At 73.5% G+C, this 16817-nt stretch carries 15 protein-coding genes and 1 pseudogene; 14 read left to right on the forward strand and 2 right to left on the reverse strand.

Features of this window, described 5'->3' with window-relative positions:
• Nucleotides 1–138 precede the first annotated feature (138 nt).
• The 6 genes from ACZ5SK_RS22170 (at nt 139) to ACZ5SK_RS22195 (ending at nt 7019) form a co-directional block, all read left to right on the forward strand.
• The gene (locus ACZ5SK_RS22170; protein ID WP_334575430.1) at nt 139–759 is read left to right on the forward strand and encodes a GNAT family N-acetyltransferase; all 621 of its coding nucleotides are present in this window, start codon (nt 139–141) and stop codon (nt 757–759) included.
• Between the two features lie 11 nt (nt 760–770).
• The gene (locus ACZ5SK_RS22175) at nt 771–2285 is read left to right on the forward strand and encodes an ABC transporter substrate-binding protein (RefSeq protein WP_334575429.1); all 1515 of its coding nucleotides are present in this window, start codon (nt 771–773) and stop codon (nt 2283–2285) included.
• Between the two features lie 4 nt (nt 2286–2289).
• Complete coding sequence (locus ACZ5SK_RS22180; RefSeq protein ID WP_361701899.1) at nt 2290–4113, forward strand: ABC transporter permease subunit; 1824 nt, start codon at nt 2290–2292, stop codon at nt 4111–4113.
• A gap of 2 nt (nt 4114–4115) precedes the next feature.
• Entirely contained in the window at nt 4116–5360 is a 1245-nt protein-coding gene (locus ACZ5SK_RS22185; protein WP_334581092.1) for an MDR family MFS transporter, read from the forward strand.
• 234 nt (nt 5361–5594) lie between these two features.
• Complete coding sequence (locus ACZ5SK_RS22190) at nt 5595–6200, forward strand: hypothetical protein (protein ID WP_334575426.1); 606 nt, start codon at nt 5595–5597, stop codon at nt 6198–6200.
• Nucleotides 6201–6275: 75 nt separating this feature from the next.
• Nucleotides 6276–7019, forward strand: a complete 744-nt coding sequence (locus tag ACZ5SK_RS22195; protein WP_334575425.1) for a YcnI family protein — start codon at nt 6276–6278, stop codon at nt 7017–7019.
• Between the two features lie 92 nt (nt 7020–7111).
• Here the strand turns inward: ACZ5SK_RS22195 and ACZ5SK_RS22200 are convergent, their stop codons facing one another.
• The gene (locus tag ACZ5SK_RS22200; protein WP_334575424.1) at nt 7112–7867 is read right to left on the reverse strand and encodes a CDP-alcohol phosphatidyltransferase family protein; all 756 of its coding nucleotides are present in this window, start codon (nt 7865–7867) and stop codon (nt 7112–7114) included.
• A 108-nt stretch (nt 7868–7975) separates the two neighbouring features.
• Between ACZ5SK_RS22200 and ACZ5SK_RS22205 the strand changes: the two genes are divergently transcribed.
• From ACZ5SK_RS22205 to ACZ5SK_RS22225, 5 genes and pseudogenes are all read left to right on the forward strand, one after another.
• Entirely contained in the window at nt 7976–8965 is a 990-nt protein-coding gene (locus tag ACZ5SK_RS22205; RefSeq protein WP_334575423.1) for a zinc-dependent alcohol dehydrogenase, read from the forward strand.
• Nucleotides 8966–9076: 111 nt separating this feature from the next.
• On the forward strand, nt 9077–9475 hold the full coding sequence (locus ACZ5SK_RS22210) for a 6-pyruvoyl trahydropterin synthase family protein (protein WP_319671315.1): 399 nt from the start codon (nt 9077–9079) through the stop codon (nt 9473–9475).
• Nucleotides 9476–9507: 32 nt separating this feature from the next.
• Nucleotides 9508–10692, forward strand: a complete 1185-nt coding sequence (locus ACZ5SK_RS22215; protein ID WP_443041315.1) for a glycosyltransferase family 4 protein — start codon at nt 9508–9510, stop codon at nt 10690–10692.
• Nucleotides 10689–11744: a trans-aconitate methyltransferase gene (locus ACZ5SK_RS22220; protein WP_334575421.1), complete on the forward strand. Its 1056-nt coding sequence runs from the start codon at nt 10689–10691 to the stop codon at nt 11742–11744. The genes ACZ5SK_RS22215 and ACZ5SK_RS22220 overlap by 4 nt, the downstream gene beginning before the upstream one ends.
• A pseudogene (locus ACZ5SK_RS22225) lies at nt 11744–12754 on the forward strand (lysylphosphatidylglycerol synthase transmembrane domain-containing protein); the annotation flags it as partial. The gene ACZ5SK_RS22220 and the pseudogene ACZ5SK_RS22225, both read left to right, overlap by 1 nt.
• 158 nt (nt 12755–12912) lie before the next feature.
• Here ACZ5SK_RS22225 and ACZ5SK_RS22230 read toward each other — a convergent pair.
• Entirely contained in the window at nt 12913–13743 is an 831-nt protein-coding gene (locus ACZ5SK_RS22230; RefSeq protein WP_334575420.1) for a creatininase family protein, read from the reverse strand.
• A gap of 38 nt (nt 13744–13781) precedes the next feature.
• Between ACZ5SK_RS22230 and ribA the strand changes: the two genes are divergently transcribed.
• The 3 genes from ribA (at nt 13782) to ACZ5SK_RS22245 (ending at nt 16752) form a co-directional block, all read left to right on the forward strand.
• Nucleotides 13782–14441 (forward strand): GTP cyclohydrolase II, encoded by a 660-nt coding sequence (gene ribA, locus ACZ5SK_RS22235; protein ID WP_079658375.1) that lies wholly within the window; start codon nt 13782–13784, stop codon nt 14439–14441.
• A gap of 113 nt (nt 14442–14554) precedes the next feature.
• Complete coding sequence (locus tag ACZ5SK_RS22240; protein ID WP_334575418.1) at nt 14555–15700, forward strand: NAD(P)/FAD-dependent oxidoreductase; 1146 nt, start codon at nt 14555–14557, stop codon at nt 15698–15700.
• Nucleotides 15697–16752, forward strand: coding sequence for a saccharopine dehydrogenase (locus tag ACZ5SK_RS22245; RefSeq protein ID WP_361701904.1), 1056 nt, complete (start codon nt 15697–15699; stop codon nt 16750–16752). The genes ACZ5SK_RS22240 and ACZ5SK_RS22245 overlap by 4 nt, the downstream gene beginning before the upstream one ends.
• Nucleotides 16753–16817 lie beyond the last annotated feature (65 nt).

Raw genomic sequence — 16817 nt, forward strand, 5'->3', positions numbered from 1 at the left:
CGGCCCGCCGTTTTGAAAATGAATGTCATGTGGCTAGATTTAGGGGAGGTCATGATCGCTGTCAAGTCGGAGCGGGGTGGTGTGAGGGTGTGTCGGGCGGTGATCAAGTGCATGAGCCTTAATGCATATGATGTGCAGGTGCGTGACTACTGCATAAGGCCCGCGGGGCCAGACGACCTCGACGGCGCCCGTGCCGTCATGCTCGACACCGTCTACCGCGACTTCGGCACCGGTTATGTGCCGCGCTGGCACGGCGACATCATCGACCCGGTCGCCGCCTACCTCGTTCCGGCCCGCCACACCCTGCTGGTCGCAATCGAGGGTGCTGAGGGTGAGGGTGGGGGAGGCGAGGTCGTGGCCACGGCCGCCCTGGACTCCCGCGGTCCCGTGCACCCGCCGAACCCGCGTCATGTCGCCGAGCGCTACCCCTGCGGCACGACCGCGCAACTACGTCGCGTCTATGTGCGTCGGGAGCATCGGCGGCGCGGCCTCGCACGGCGGCTCGTCGCCGAACTCCTCGCCTTCGCGGCGGAGGACGGCGGCTACCGGTCCGTCTATCTGCACACCGACCCGGCTGTGGAAGGGGCCGAGGGCTTCTGGCGCTCGCTCGGCGAGGTCGTGCACGACGAGCGTGCGGACCCCGGCGGCGGCCAGCGGATCGTCCACTTCGACCTCCCCCTCCATGCTCCCGCCCCGTTCGCCACCCCATCCCCCACCCCATCCCTCACCCCGTTCCCCGCTCCGTCCCCCACCCCCTAGGTCGGTCACCCGTGCGCCACCCCCGTCGCCCCCCTCTCCCGCGACTGCTCGCCTCCCTCCTCCTCGCCCCGCTCCTCGCCGGCTGCTTCGCCTCTTCCTCCGGCGGTGACGGTGCGGCCTCCGGCGGTGACGACGGCTCCCGGCTGCGCATCGCCCTCGCCTTCCCGCCCGCCGAGAACCTCTCCCCGTACGGCGCAGACGCGACGATCCTCAGTCGTCTCGGTGTCACCGAAGGTCTGACCGCCCTCGACGCCAATGGCGCCGCCGCCCCCGCACTCGCCGCGTCGTGGCGCCGCGAGAACGACCGGACCTGGCTGTTCACCCTGCGCGAGGCCGACTTCCAGGACGGTACGGACGTCACACCCGTCGCCGTCGCCGCATCCCTCACGCACGCCACCCAGGCCAAGCCGGCCCCCGCCGCGCTCTCCGGCGTCACCCTCACCGCGAGGGCGGCGGGCGGCACCGGTGTGCGGGTCACCACCAGCGCCCCCGACCCGGTCCTGCCGCTGCGGCTGTCCAGCCCCGGCCTCGCCGTCCTCGCCCCGAAGGCGTACGACGGCGGGCAGGGCGCCGTCGACCCGGTCGGCACCGCCACCGGCCCCTTCGAGATCACCAACGTGACCGGCGCCACCGGCGCCGACCTCGACCGCTTCGACGACTACTGGGGTGGCCGGGCCCAGGCCTCCGGCATCGATGTGCGCTTCATCGCCGACGGCGCCGCCCGCGCCAACGCGCTGCGCACCGGTCAGGTCGACCTCGCCGAGGCGATACCCGTCGCCCAGGCCGCGACCCTCGGCGCCGACACCCGCCGCGAGACTGCCACCACCCGCACCACCGGCCTGTTCCTCAACACCAAGTCGGGCGTCTTCAAGGACCCGGCCCTGCGCGCCGCCGCCCGCGCGGCCGTCGACACCTCCGCCCTCGCCGAGGGCGTCTACGAGGGGCACGCCGACGCCGGCGCCGGGATATACGGCCCCGCCGTCACCTGGGCCGCGGGCAAGCGTGTCCCGCCCACCGGGCGGGCCAGGGCCGGCGCCCCCGGCGGGGCCTCCCTCACCCTCGCCACCTACGACAACCGGCCCGAACTCCCCGAAACCGCACAGGTGTTGAAGCAGCAGCTGGAGAAGGCCGGCTTCACGGTGAAGCTGGAGGTGCGCGAGTACTCGCGACTGGAGAGCGACGCGCTCGCCGGGAGGTTCGACGCCTTCGTCGGCGCCCGCAACAGCCTTCTCGACACCGGCGACCCCGTCTCCGTGCTCGCCAACGACTTCACCTGCGACGGCGGCTACAACCTGGCCCTGCTGTGCGACACGGCAGCCGACCGGGCCGTCGGCGCGGCGCAGGCGGTCGCCGACACCGACAAGCGGCAGGACGCCGCGATGGCCGCCGAAGCCGCGATCCTCGGCACCGACGCCGTCGTCCCGCTGGTCCACCAGCGTGTCATCACCGGCGTGGCCGCCAAGGTCAGCGGTGTCCTCCTCGACCCGTACGAGCGGACCCTCGTCGGCACCGGCACCCGGCGCTGACGGCATGAGGAGCAGGGTGGGCACGCTGCTGTGGCGTGCCGGACTGGCCGCGCTGCTGGTGTGCGGGATCGGGCTGCTGCCCTGGCTCTCGCACACCGACCCGGCGCTCACCGTGCTGAAGTCACGGTCCGCCGACCGTGACCCCACCCCCGAGGTGCTCGCCGACGTGCGCGCCCAACTCGGCCTGGACGACGGCCCGTTGAGCCTTCTCGGGGAGTGGGCAACGGGGTTGCCGCGCGGGGACGCCGGACGGTCGTGGATCTCCGGCGCGGAGGTCATGCCCGGCATCCTCCAAGCCCTGGGCGTGTCACTGCTGTTGATGGCGGTGGCGCTGGCGGTCGCCGTCGTCACCGGCGCCGGGGTGTGCGCCCGCACCCTGTACCTCGGCGCGCGGCGCAGCCTCGACCGCCGGACCGCCGGCGGTACCGGCTCCGCCGTCCTCGCCGCACTGCCGGAGTTCCTCACCGCCTCGGTCCTCGCCACGGTGGTCGGCGTGCAGTGGGGATGGCTGCCCGCCCTCGGCTGGTACGGCCCGCAGTGGACCGTGCTGCCCGCGCTCGCTCTCGGCCTGCCCGCCGGGGCGGTGCTCGGACGCCTCCTCGACGACCAGTTGCCCGCCGCCTTCGCCGAGCCATGGGCGGTGGCAGCCGTCGCGCGCGGACTGCGCGGCCGGGTCATCGCCCGCAAGGCGCTGCGCCGCTGCGTGCCGGGGCTGCTGCCCAACGTCGGGCTGTTCGTCGTGGGACTGACCGGCGGGTCCGTCGCCGTGGAGCAGATCTTCGACATCCCCGGGCTCGGCCGGACCACCCTCCAGGCGGCGATCGCCCAGGACCTGCCCGTCCTCCAGGCCGGCGCGCTCGTCCTCGTCGCGCTCGCGGCCGTCACCGCCGGGGGCGCCCGTCTCGCCGCGCGGCTGCTCATCGGGCCCGCCCTGCGCGACGGTGCCCTGCACACACTCCACACGCCATCGCCGACGGCCCGCAGGATCCTGCCGCTCGCCCACGGTCTTGTGCTGTTCGCCGTCATCGCCCTCGGCCTGCCCCGCGACCCGCTGGCCCTCGACACCCACGCGCGCCTCCAACCGCCCTCCCTCACCCGTCCGTTCGGCACCGACGCGCTCGGCCGCGATGTCCTCGCCCGGGTTGCGCACGGCGCCCTCGACACCCTGCTCCTCGCCCTCGCCATCAGCGCGATCGCACTGACCGCCGGAGTCCTGCTCGGACTGCTGCCCCGGCTGTCCGGGCCGCTCGTGGACACCGTCAACGCCGTACCGCCCGTTCTCGCCGCGTTGCTCGCCGGCGCGGTCTGGGGCAGCGGGCCCATGACACCCGTCCTGGCCGTGGCGGTCGTGGCCTGGGCGCCGCTCGCCGCGCACACCACGGCGCTGTTGCGGCAGGAGCGGGCCACCCTCCACCTGACCGCCACCCGGGCCCTCGGCGCCGACCCCTGGTATCTGCTGAGGAGCGAACTCCTGCCCGCCGTCCTGCCGCCCGTCGCCCGCCACGCCCTGCTGCGGCTGCCCGGCATCGCCCTCGCTCTGGCCTCCCTCGGCTTCCTCGGCCTCGGCGCCCAGCCGCCGTCCCCCGAGTGGGGCCTGCTCCTCGCCGAGAACCAACCCTACGCCGAACGAGCCCCCTGGGCCGTCCTCGCCCCCGCCACCGTCCTCGCCCTCCTCGGCGCCCTCGCCGTCACCGCCGCCGGAGCACTGCGACGACCACGACGGCGTCGTACGGCGGACAACGCGGAACCGGCAGAACCGGGGGGATCGGCACACCTGCGTACCGGTGAACGGACCGTCACCGAAGCCGAGGTAGCGGGCACACGATGACGATGCCCGGGTCCGCGCCCTTGTCGCCGCCGTATCGCGTGGCGAAGGAAACCGCTCGACTCACGCCTCTCCTACGCCTGCTGATCCTCACTCAACTCGCCTTCAACGTCGGCTTCTTCGTCGTTCTGCCGTTCCTTGCCGAGCACCTGGGCAGTGCGCTCGGCATGGCGGGCTGGATGGTCGGGTTCGTGCTCGGGCTGCGGACCTTCAGCCAACAGGGCCTGTTCGTGGTCGGCGGGGCGCTGGCCGACCGGTACGGGGTGCGGCCCGTCGTCCTCGCCGGGTGCGTCCTGCGCATCGCCGGGTTCGGCTGGCTCGGGTACGCCGAGCAGCCCTGGACGGTCGTCGGGGCAGTGCTGCTCATCGGGTTCGCGGCCGCGTTGTTCTCGCCCGCCGTCGAGTCCGAGGTGGCCCGGCAGGCCGTGGTGCACGAGGAGTCGGGCGGCGGGTCGCGGACCCGGGTGCTGGCGCTGTTCACGGTCGCCGGACAGGCCGGTGCGTTCGTCGGGCCGCTGCTCGGCGCGCTGCTCCTGGAGGTCGACTTCCGTGCGGTGTGCCTGGCCGGCGCCGGGGTCTTCGTCCTCGTCCTCGCCGGTCACGCCCGGCTGCTGCCGCAGCACATCCCCGGCCGAACCCGCGTCGAGGTCCGCGGCGGTCTCGGCCCGCTGCTGCGCAACCGCCGCTTCCTCGCCCTGTGCGGCGCGTACGGCGCCTACCTCCTCGCCTACAACCAGCTCTATCTCGCGCTGCCCGCCGAGGTGGAGCGCGCGGCCGGTTCGCAGGCGCCGCTGGCCTGGCTGTTCGCGCTGTCGTCGCTGCTGGTGGTGACCGCGCAGCTGCCGGTCACCCGGTGGGTGGGGGAGCGGCTGAGTCCACGCCGGTCGATGGCGGCCGGACTCGCCCTGATCGCCGCCGGGTTCGCCGTCGTGGCCGCCGCGTTGCCCGCCGGGCGGACCGGGACGGGCGGGCTGCTGCCCGCGGCCGGCTTCGTCGTGCTGCTCACCCTCGGCCAGATGCTCCTCGCGCCCGCCGCCCGCGCCTGGGTGCCCGACCTCGCCGAGGACGGCAGGCTCGGCCTGTACACCGGGGCGCTGTCCTCGGCCTCGGGACTGATGGTGCTCCTCGGCAGTGCGGCCACCGGCGCCCTCCTCGACGCCGGCCTGCCGCCGACAGTGGTCTGGCTCCTCCTGTCCGCGGTGCCGGCCGCCGCCGTCGCCCTGGTCTTCCGTACGACCCGGAGGGGGTGAGCGCGGGATCGGCGGGGTGTGCTCAAGGCGGCGAGCGCGGGCTGGGCGTCAGGTTGTCGTCGGGGGTGGGCCGGCGGTCGGTCCTGACCGCCGGGTTGTCGTCGGTGTGCGAGGGCGGTTTGTCGTGGCCGTCGTATCGGGTGCTGCCCTTGTGGTGCTTCGTCGTGCGGGCCGGGCGGGTGAACGCGGGAGGGGGCGTCGACGTATGTGTCGGGCGTGGGAGGATCCCTCACCATGAGTGCGTCCCCGGAGGTCCGGAGTCTGCGCGCTGCGGTGTTCGCCGCGGTGTGTGTGCTGCTGGCCGCCACCGGGCACGGGCTCGCCACGGGTGACACGCCGCCGCCGTGGGCGGACGGCGCCGGATTCCTGGCCGTGTTCGCCGCCGGGTGGCTGCTCGGCGCCCGGGAGCGCTCGCTGCCCGGGATCGGCGCGGCCATGCTCGCCACGCAGGCCGGTCTGCACATCGCGTTCGACGCGGCCCGCTCCCGTACGACGGCGCACACCATGCCCGCGATGGCCATGCCGTCCGGGCACGGCATGCAGATGCACGCCCACACCGCCACGGCGATGACGCCGCACGCCACGGCCGCCCATGTCCTTGCCGCGCTCGCCGCCTCCTGGTGGCTGCGGCGCGGGGAGGCCGCCCTGTGGAAGCTGCTGCGCTGGGCGGTCGCGCTCCTGCCGGGCCTCGCGGCCTGGTGGCGGGACGCCCCCGTCCCGTTGCCCGTGCCGTCGCTTCTCCCCGCCGCCGCTCCGGCTCCGGTCCCACCCCGGCAACAGCTGCTGCGGCACGCTGTGAGCCGCCGCGGACCGCCCACCCCGATCCCGTACGCGAGCTGAACCAGGGCCGGACGCCACACCTGTCCGGGCCCGACTCCCACCTTTCCTGACTTCCTGTACGGAGATCACCCACTCATGCCCACGACACGCCTCGCTCTGCGCCGCGCCGGTCTCGGCGCCGTGCTCGCCGCCGCCACGGTCCTCACCGCCGCCGGCGTGGCCTCCGCGCACGTCACCGTTCACCCCGAGAGCTACGCCAAGGGCGCCGCCGACGGCGTCCTCAGCTTCCGGGTTCCCAACGAGGAGGACACCGCGAGCACCACCAAGGTCCAGGTCTTCCTCCCCACCGACCATCCCGTGCTCGGCGTGTTGGTCCACCCGCAGGACGGCTGGACCGCGAAGGTGACCACCACCAAGCTCAAGACGCCGGTCAAGACCGACGACGGCACCATCACCGACGCCGTCTCCGAGATCACCTGGACGGGCGGGAAGATCGGCGCCGGCCAGTACGAGGACTTCGACGTGGCCTTCGGCCGGCTTCCCGACGACGCCGACCAGTTGGCCTTCAAGACCCTGCAGACGTACTCCGACGGCAAGACCGTGCGCTGGATCGAGGAGGCCGCGGCGGGCGCGGACGAGCCGGAGAACCCGGCGCCGGTGCTGAAGCTGACAGCGGCGGCGGACGACACCCCCGCCTCCACCGCCTCTGCCCCCACCACCTCTGCCTCCACCGCCTCTCCCAAGAGCACGACAGCGGCCTCCGCCGACAGCAGTGACTCCACCGCCCGCGGCCTGGGCGTCGCCGGGCTGGTCGTCGGCGTGCTGGGCCTCGCGGCGGCCGTCTTCGCCGTCGTACGGACGCGGTCGACGCGGTCGTAGCACCGGCGTAGTGGTGTCCTGGCACCGGCGCAGAGGTGAGGCCCGGACCGTTTGCACGGTCCGGGCCTCACCTCTGCCGGGGCGGGATACCGCTACACGAGCTCCAGCATCTTGGGCGCCGGAGCCTCGGCCGTGATGCGCGAGGTGCGCCACAGCCACAGCACGTCCCGGCCGAACGACCACACCAGCGAGCCCAGCGCCAGCAGCACGACGGCGAAGTTGCCCGCGTACGGCAGCAGGTTCGCGCCCGCCAGCAGCAGCAGGACGCCCTGCAGGGCGGCGACCGTCTTGCGGGCGGTGCTCGGCGGGAGCGGGGCGTTGAGCCACGGGGCGACGCGGGCCGCGGCGACGAAGACATAGCGCATGCCGCCGATGAGGAGTACCCACGGGCCCAGCGCCATCGAGACGTACACGCTGAGCACGAGGATCAGGAACGCGTCGACCTCCATGTCGAAGCGCGCGCCCAGCGCCGTCGAGGTGCCGGTGCGGCGGGCGACCTTGCCGTCGACGCCGTCGAGGATCAGGGCCACCGCCGTCAGACCGACCAGGAGTGTCACCGGCGGCGCGCTCTCGAAGGAGTCCGCGACCAGCGCGGTCACCCCGCCGACCAGCGTCGCCCGGCCGAGCGTGACCCGGTTGGCCGGGCCGAACGTGCGCAGACTGGAACGGTGCAGCGCCCGGGAGAGCACCGCCCAGGTGGCGATGGCGAAGACGAGACCGGTGACCCAGCCCGCCGGCCCCATGCCGATCGCCGTGCCGAGCAGAGCCAGCAACAGGATCTGAACGCCCGCTCCCACAGCGGTCTCCTGCTGGACCAGCCTTGCGTCGTAAGTGTTGTTCAGGGCCACCGCACATTCCTCCGGCCAGATGACAGAGATGATCAGTGCCGCGTACTGTGCGCGGACTGTGCACACCTCGGTACGTGAACAGGTTCCCGATCGTTCAGGAGGATGTGGATGTCGATCAGCGCACGTGCGTTCTGGGTCACCTCTTCGGGTGAGGGAGAGATCCGCGAAGTCGGTCTTCCGGCCCCGGCCGAGGGCGAGGTCCTGGTGCGTTCGCTGTGGTCCGGCGTCAGTCGTGGCACGGAGACCCTCGTCTTCCGGGGCGGGGTGCCCGAGAGCCAGCACGCGGTCATGCGGGCGCCGTTCCAGGAGGGCGAGTTCCCGGGGCCGGTGAAGTACGGCTACCTCAACGTCGGGCTGGTGGAGGAAGGCCCGGCGGAGCTGGTCGGGCGCACGGTCTTCTGTCTCTATCCGCACCAGACGCGGTACGTCGTCCCGGCGACGGCGGTGACGGTCGTACCGGACTCCGTGCCCGCCGAGCGGGCCGTGCTCGCCGGCACCGTCGAGACGGCCGTCAACGCGCTGTGGGACGCGGCGCCGCTGGTCGGCGACCGCATCGCGGTGGTCGGCGGCGGCATGGTCGGCTGCTCGGTGGCAGCCCTCCTCGCCCGCTTCCCCGGCGTCCGGGTCCAGTTGGTGGACGCCGACCCGGCGCGGGCGAAGATCGCCGAGGCCCTGGGCGTCGACTTCGCCGCCCCCGAGGACGCCCGCGACGGCCTCGACCTCGTCGTGCACGCCAGCGCCACCGAACAGGGCCTCGCCCGCTCCCTGGAACTGCTGTCGGCCGAGGGCACCGTCCTCGAACTGAGCTGGTACGGCGACCGGAAGGTCTCCCTGCCGCTCGGCGAGGAGTTCCACTCCCGCCGCCTGGTGATCCGCAGCAGCCAGGTCGGCACCGTCTCCCCGGCCCGCCGCTCCAGCCGTACCTACGCCGACCGGCTCGCCCTCGCCCTGGAGCTGCTGGCCGACCCGGCGCTCGACGCGCTTGTCACGGGGGACAGCGCTTTCGAGGAGCTGCCGCAGGTGATGCCGAAGCTCGCGTCGGGTGAGATCCCGGCGCTGTGTCACCGCATCGGGTACGGGCAGGAGCGCCTGACCTGAGAAAAGAGTGAGATCGGGCTGAACGGGGGGAAGCGAAGAGCCGTACTACACGGCATCCCCCGGCGGCCAACGGCCGGGGGACCAGACGCGCCGCACCTGGAGGGTCGTCCGTTGTTCAGTGTCACCGTCCGCGATCACATCATGATCGCCCACAGCTTCCGCGGCGAGGTCTTCGGACCCGCGCAGCGCCTGCACGGAGCGACGTTCCTCGTGGACGCCACCTTCCGCCGCGAGCAGTTGGACGACGACAACATCGTCGTCGACATCGGACTGGCCACGCAGGAACTCGGTGCCGTGGTCAGCGAGCTGAACTACCGCAACCTCGACAACGAGCCCGACTTCGCGGGCATCAACACGTCGACGGAGTTCCTCGCCAAGGTCGTCGCCGACCGGCTCGCGGAGCGGATCAACAAGGGCGCGCTCGGTGAGGGCGCCCGGGGCATCGCCGCCATCGCGGTCACGCTGCACGAGTCGCACATCGCCTGGGCGAGTTACGAGCGTGCGCTGTGACCGACGCGACCCTCGAGAAGACCGTGCAGACCGTGCCGGCCTCACAGCCCGTGCAGAAGGCCCCGCTCACGTACGTGCCCGCGCAGGCGCCGCTTCCCAAGATCGGCGGGATCATCCCCATGTCGCTGCGCTCCGTGCACTTCGTGATGCCGGGCGGGGTCGACGACCCGGCGAACCCGAGCGGCGGCAACGCCTACGACCGGCGCCTCTGCCTGGATCTGCCAGGCTTCGGCTGGCAGGTCCACAAGCACCTGGTGAACGGTTCCTGGCCCCGCCCGGAGGCGGCCGCCCGCGCGGAACTGGCGCACACGCTGCGGGAGTTCCCCGACGGCACGGTCGTCCTCATCGACGGGCTGGTCGCCTGCGGGGTCCCGGAGATCATCGCCCCCGAGGCGGAGCGGCTGCGGCTCGTCGTCCTCGTCCACCTTCCGCTCGGTGACGAGCGGGGCATCGCGCCCGAGGTGGCGGCCGAACTCGACGCCAAGGAGCGGGCCGTGCTGCGGGCCGTGCCCGCCGTCGTCGCCACCAGCGAGTGGGCCGTGCGCCGCCTCGTCTCCCACCACGGCCTCGCCCCCGAGCGCGTGCACGTCGCCGCGCCCGGCGCCGACATCGCCCCCCTCGCCTCCGGCACCGACGGCGTCTCGCGCCTGCTGTGCGTGGCCGCCGTGACCCCGCGCAAGGGCCAGCACCGGCTGGTGGAGGCGCTGGCCGCGGCGCGAGACCTGCCGTGGAGCTGTGTGTGCGTGGGCGGCCTCGGACAGGACCCGGAGTACGTCGCCCACCTGCGCGGCCTCATCGCCAGATACGGCCTTGAGGACCGGCTGGAGCTCGCGGGCCCGAAGGCCGGCGCCGACCTCGACGCCGCCTACGCCTCCGCCGACCTGATGGTCCTCACCTCCTACGCCGAGACCTACGGCATGGCCGTCACCGAGGCGCTCGCCCGCGGCATCCCCGTCCTCGCGACGGACGTCGGCGGGCTGCCGGAGGCGGTCGGCCGCGCCCCCGACGGCGGCGTCCCCGGCATCCTCGTCCCGCCGGAGGACCCGGCCGCCCTCGCGGCCGAACTGCGCGGCTGGTTCGGCGAGGCCGACGTACGGCGCCGTCTCAAGGCCGCCGCGCGAGGCCGCCGCGCGGCCCTGAACGGCTGGGCGACCACCGCCCAGAGCCTGGCCGGAGTCCTCGGCCGGCTTCCCAGCGAACCCCGGAGGGCGGCATGAGGAAGACGACGGCGACCCCGGCCGACGTGGCACGACGCGTGGGCGGCATCCCGGCACAGCCGGGCCGGAAGGAGGCTGTTTCCGTGGTGGAGGCCATTTTCGGCGCGGACCCCGGCGCGGACTCCGTGGCGGACCCCGGTGCGCAGAGCGTCATCGCCGGCGCCGGGCCCGCGGGCCGGCCCGGCGAGCGGCCCACCGTGCGGCTGCGGGACAACGGGCCGGACGAGCAGCCGCGCTACGCCCCCGAGTGGCTGGAGCTGCGCGAGCCCGCCGACGCCGCCGCGCGGGCGCTGGACCTGCTGGACCCGCTGCGGATCCGGCTGGCCAACCTGCCCGGCCGCAGGGGGCTCGCCATCCACGACCTGGGCTGCGGCACCGGCTCCATGGGCCGCTGGCTCGCCCCCCGCCTCGACGGCGCCCAGCACTGGGTGCTGCACGACCGCGACCCCTACCTCCTGCACTTCGCCGCCGTCGCCTCCCCGCGCGCGGCCGCCGACGGCAGCCGGGTCACCGTCGAGACGCGGCGCGGCGACGTCGCCCGCCTCACCCCGGACGCGCTGCTCGGCGCCTCGCTGGTCACCGCGTCCGCCCTGCTCGACGTCCTCACCCGCGAGGAGGTCGAGACCCTCGCGGCGGCCTGTGCCGGCGCGGGCTGCCCGGCGCTGCTGACGCTTTCGGTCGCCGGGCGCGTCGAGTTCAGCACGCCGGACCCGCTGGACGCGGACCTCGCCGCCGCCTTCAACGACCACCAGCGGCGCGGCGGCCTCCTCGGCCCCGACGCGGTGAGCGTCGCCTGCGAGGCGTTCGCCGCCCACGGCGCGACCGTCAAGGTGCACCCGAGCCCCTGGCGGCTCGGCCCCGAGAACGTCGGCCTGACCGCGCAGTGGCTGCGCGGCTGGGTCGGCGCGGCCGTGGAGGAGCGCCCCGAACTGGCCGAGCGCGCCGAGTCCTACCTCGCCGCCCGGCTGGCGGCCTGCGCGGCGGGCGACCTGCACGTCACCGTCCACCACAGCGACCTGCTGGCACTGGCCCGGCCGACGGGACGGGCGTGATGAGCGCGGAGACGGTGGGCCCACGGGTGCGGACCGCGGCGCCGGTGGTGTGGAACGAGGGGACCGGGCCGCTCGTACGACGGCCCCTGCGCAGCCCGTCGGTGGCCCGCACCGACGCCGCCGTGTCCGAGGCCCGCATCGGCGTCATCGTGACCGCGCCGCACACGAAGAAGCCCTCCCGGCTGCGCGCGCTGCTCGGCAACCGGGCCGTCCGCACGCACATCGGGACCGTCGCCGGGGTCGTCATCCTCACCGCCCTGCTGTGGCGGCTGGGCACCGGCGTCTTCCTCGACGGGCTGCGGCGGATCGACGCGCCGACGCTGCTGGTGGCGCTCGGGGTCGGCGCCGTCACCACCTTGTTCAGCGCCTGGCGGTGGGCGCTGGTGGCCCGCGCCCTGCGGATCCGGCTGCCGCTCGGTCCGGCCGTCGCCGACTACTACCGGGCCCTGTTCCTCAACGCGGCCCTGCCCGGCGGCGTCCTCGGCGACGTGCACCGCGCGGTGCGGCACGGGCAGAGCGCCGGCGACGTCGGACGCGGTGTGCGGGCCGTGGTCCTGGAGCGCACCGCCGGACAACTCGTGCTGCTTGTGGCAGGCGTAACGGTCCTGCTGACCCTGCCGTCGCCGGTCATGCAGGACGCCCGGCAGATCGCCGCGCCGGTCCTGTTCGCCGCGGTGGGCGCGCTCGCCGTCGTCCTCGCCGTCCGCGTGCGCTCCTCGAAGCCGCGCCGCGGCGGGCGGCTGCGGGCGGCGCTGACCGAGGCGCGCGAGGGACTGCTGTCGCGGCGCAACGCGCCGGGCGTCGCCCTGTCGTCGGCGGTCGTACTGGCCGGGCACCTCGGCATGTTCGTCGTGGCCGCCCGGGTCGTCGGCTCCGGGGCCTCCGTCCTCGCGCTGCTGCCGATCGCCGTCCTCGCCCTGCTGGCCATGGGCCTGCCGCTGAACGTCGGCGGCTGGGGCCCCCGCGAGGGCGTCACCGCCTGGGCCTTCGGCGCCGCCGGACTCGGCGCGAGCACCGGCCTCGCGGTCGCCGTCGTCTACGGCGTCCTCAGCTTCGTGGCGGCGCTGCCCGGCGCGGTCGTGCTGGTCGTCCGCTGGTACGCGGGGCTGCGCGAGGGAACCGGGGCCGGGGCCGACGACATGGCCGGCCCCGAGGACGACGAGCGGCGCTACGACGACCGCACGGAATCGCCCGTCGCGGCGCCGTCCGCCTCGGTTTCTACCTTTTCGGTTCCCGAATCCGCCGAAGTCAGCAACGAGAAATACGCGCCGAAGGATTCCGCCAAACTCGCCAGGAGTTCCTTCCCCTTTTCCGCCGACCCCAGGGAAGGACGGCCGATGACGCCCGAATCGGTATAGGCGGACATTCCCAGCGTGAGCAGATGGCGACGGTCGTCCGCGACGAAATCGGCCGACTCGTAACCGGGCCGGACGAGTTCGGGGTGGGCGTGCAGCAGGATCGAGGTCTCGATCTCCCCGGCGTGCATGTCGGTGAGCAACGACGTCGCGACCCCGGACCGCTCCAGCGCCGTCTCCCAGTCCTCCGGGGCCGGGAAGAGCGCCATCCGTTCACCTGCGGCGGAGGACTCCTGGACGACATTGCCCAGGACGTAGTTCCCGCCGTGTCCGTTGACCAGCACCAGGGCCTCGACGCCCGAGCGGCGCAGTGACGCCGCGATGTCCCGTACCACCGCGTGAAGGGTCACGGAGGAGATGCTGACGGTCCCCGGCCAGGCCGCGTGCTCGTGCGAGCAGGCGATGGTCACCGGCGGAAGGAGGTGCACCGGGAACGCCTCGGCGATCTCCCGGGCGATGGCGCAGGCGACCAGTGTGTCCGTCGCCAACGGCAGGTACGGACCGTGCTGCTCGAAGCTTCCGACGGGAAGGACCGCCACCTGCGTGGGAACTCCGGCACCCCGGGTCCGTACGTCTTCGGTGGTGTCCGTCGGCACCTGTCCGTACGTCGCCGACGCCGCCGACCGTATGTCCGAACCACTCATCTTTTCCCGGCCCTTCGTCTCTGCTTAGGAACCAGATCATGACAGACAACATTGGCGTACTCGGCACGAAGACCCCCCAGCGCACCGGTGTGGAACGCGTGGTGAATGCGCCCTTGCCCACCGTGTACGGCAAATTCCAGGCGGTCGGTTACCTGGACCACGACCGCGGCGACGAACAAGTCGCGCTGGTCTACGGGGAGATCGGCGCCGAGGACGTGCTGACCCGGCTGCACTCGGAGTGCCTGACCGGCGACGCGTTCGGCTCCCAGCACTGCGAGTGCGGCGACCAGCTGGAGTCCGCGCTGCGCGCGGTCGTCGACGAGGGCCGCGGCATAGTCGTCTACCTGCGCGGGCACGAGGGGCGCGGGATCGGGCTGCTGGGCAAGCTGCGGGCGATGGCGCTGCAGGCGGAGGGCCTGGACACGGTCGAGGCGAACGTGGCGCTCGGCTTCCCGGTGGACGCCCGCGACTACAAGGTGGCCGCCGACATCCTGCGCGATCTCGGCGTGCGCTCCGTCCGCCTGATGTCGAACAACCCGCGCAAGCGCGAGGCGCTGGTGGACAACGGCATCAAGGTCGCCGAGGAGGTGCCGCTGCTGATCGAGCCGTGCGAGAACAACATCACCTACCTGCGCACCAAGCGGGAGCGCATGGACCACCGGCTGCCCCACCTGGACGCGGTGGCGCACTGGTCCTGAGCGCGCGCGCTTCGCACCGCCGCCCGCACGGGTAGGGATCACGGCGGTCACGGCGTACAACAGCCTCGGCTCCGGCAACCGGGCCGGGGCCGCCGCCGAAAGGAGCCGCTCGCGTGAACACACATGCCTCGGTCGTCGTCATCGGCGGCGGGGTGATGGGCACCAGCATCGCCTACCATCTCGCCGCCGCCGGCGTCCGTGACGTTCTGCTGCTGGAACGGGACGAACTCGCCGCCGGCTCGACCTCGAAGGCCGCGGGCGGGGTGCGCGCCCAGTTCTCCGACGAACTGAACATCCAGCTCGGAGCGCGCAGTCTGGAGGCGTTCGGGCGGTTCGGCGAGGAGATCGGACACGACATAGGGCTGCACCGCGTCGGTTACCTCTTCCTGCTGTCCACGCCCGAGGAGGTCGCCTCCTTCGAGGCCGGGGTGCGGCTGCAGAACGCGCTCGGGGTGCCCAGCCGGATGATCGGCCCGGCCGAGGCGCAGCGCCTCTCCCCGCTGATCAGGACCGAGGGGTTACGCGCGGCCGCGTTCTCGCCCGACGACGGCCACTGCACACCGGAAGCCGTCGTCCACGGGTACGCGGCCGCCGCCCGCAGGTGCGGTGCGCGCATCCTGCGGCGCACCGCCGTCACCGGCATCGAACGGCAGGGCGCCGCCATCACCGCCGTGCAGACCACCCTCGGCCGCATCACCACCAGCGCGGTGATCTGCGCGGCCGGCGCCTGGTCCAGGGCCGTCGGCGCGATGGCCGGCGTGGACCTGCCGGTGCAGCCGCTGCGCCGCCAGATCGCGGTCACCGAACCGGTCCCCGCTCTCCCGCCGGACCTCCCCATGACCATCGACTTCACCAGCACCCTCTACTTCCACCGGGAGGGCCCCGGCCTTCTGGTCGGCATGTCGGACCCGGACGAACGTCCCGGCTTCGCCACCGACACCCACGACCGGTGGATCCCCCGCCTCACCGCTGCCATGGAGCACCGCGCTCCCGCCCTGCTCGACCTGCGCCGCACGGGCGGCTGGGCGGGCCTGTACGAGGTCACCCCGGACCACAACGCCCTGATCGGCGAGGCGTCTTCGGTATCCCGCTTTCTGTATGCGACCGGCTTCTCCGGTCACGGTTTCCTTCAGGGCCCGGCGGTCGGCGAGGTCGTCCGCGACCTGTACCTCGGCCGCGTACCCTTCGTGGACGTCACCCCCCTGAGCGCCGACCGTTTCGCGGCCGACGCCCCGCGTCCGGAGGCCAACCGCGTATGACCGAACTGCACCTGTGGCTGCGTCATGAGGCCCGCACCACCGAACGGCGCACCCCGGTCGTCCCCGACGACGCCCGCCGCCTCGTCGAGGCCGGAGTGCACCTGACCGTCGAGGACTCCCCGCAGCGCGTCCACCCGACCCAGGAGTACGAGGCCGTCGGCGCCCGGATCGCCCCCGCGGGCTCCTGGATGTCCGCGCCGCGCGACGCCGTCGTCCTCGGCCTGAAGGAACTCCCGGACGGGCCAGGTAAGTTGACGCACCGCCATATCTTCTTTGGGCACGCCTACAAGCAACAGCCGGGCGCGGCCGACCTGTTGCGCCGGTTCGCCGCCGGGGGAGGGGCGCTTCTCGACCTGGAGTATCTGGTCGACGACCACGGGCGTCGCCTCGCCGCGTTCGGATTCTGGGCGGGCTACCTGGGTGCGGCGCTGGCCGTCCTCCAGCACCGGGGCAGGCTCCTCGCGCCCCTGCGGCCCATCGGCAAGGAGGAGCTGGACGAGACGTTGCGTCCGGCCCCCGGCGACGTGGAGTTCACCGCCCTCGTCGTCGGCGCCCTGGGCCGCAGCGGCCGGGGTGCACGGCTCGCGTTCACCACGGCCGGCGCCGACCCCACCTGCTGGGACCTCGCCGAAACCCGCGACCTGGACCGCACCGCCCTGCTGGCCCACGATGTGCTGGTCAACTGTGTCCTCGCCACGACCGCGGTGCCGCCGTTCGTCCGCGAGGAGGACCTCGACGACCCGGCCCGCCGGCTGCGCACCCTCTCCGACGTCACCTGCGACGTGGGCTCACCCCTCAACGTCCTGCCGGTGTACGACCGCACCACCGAGTGGACCGACCCCGTGCGCCGCCTGCGCAAGGAACCCCCGCTCGATCTGATCGCCATCGACAACCTGCCGTCCCTGCTGCCACGCGAGTCCAGCGCCGACTTCTCGGCGGCTCTGACGCCCCACCTGCTGGACTTCGGCGTCGGCGGACCCTGGGGCCGCTGCCTGGACCGCTTCCGAGAGGCAAGCCGTGAGCTCGGCGTGACAGAGGAGGGTTCGGTGTGACGGAGGGGAATTTCGGTTCGGCAGAAGGGGAGTTCGGTGTGACGGAAGGAGCCTGCGTGGTGACA

It is taken from the genome of Streptomyces sp. NPDC031474 (genome assembly GCF_055581185.1).

Excerpts from the sequence above, each read along its gene's own strand:
- ribA (WP_079658375.1), top strand. The coding sequence starts at position 13,782 with ATGACAGACAACATTGGCGTACTCGGCACGAAGACCCCCCAGCGCACC.
- ACZ5SK_RS22195 (WP_334575425.1), top strand. The coding sequence starts at position 6,276 with ATGCCCACGACACGCCTCGCTCTGCGCCGCGCCGGTCTCGGCGCCGTG.
- ACZ5SK_RS22190 (WP_334575426.1), top strand. The coding sequence starts at position 5,595 with ATGAGTGCGTCCCCGGAGGTCCGGAGTCTGCGCGCTGCGGTGTTCGCC.
- ACZ5SK_RS22180 (WP_361701899.1), top strand. The coding sequence starts at position 2,290 with ATGAGGAGCAGGGTGGGCACGCTGCTGTGGCGTGCCGGACTGGCCGCG.
- ACZ5SK_RS22205 (WP_334575423.1), top strand. The coding sequence starts at position 7,976 with ATGTCGATCAGCGCACGTGCGTTCTGGGTCACCTCTTCGGGTGAGGGA.
- ACZ5SK_RS22245 (WP_361701904.1), top strand. The coding sequence starts at position 15,697 with ATGACCGAACTGCACCTGTGGCTGCGTCATGAGGCCCGCACCACCGAA.
- ACZ5SK_RS22185 (WP_334581092.1), top strand. The coding sequence starts at position 4,116 with ATGCCCGGGTCCGCGCCCTTGTCGCCGCCGTATCGCGTGGCGAAGGAA.
- ACZ5SK_RS22220 (WP_334575421.1), top strand. The coding sequence starts at position 10,689 with ATGAGGAAGACGACGGCGACCCCGGCCGACGTGGCACGACGCGTGGGC.
- ACZ5SK_RS22230 (WP_334575420.1), bottom strand. The coding sequence starts at position 13,743 with ATGAGTGGTTCGGACATACGGTCGGCGGCGTCGGCGACGTACGGACAG.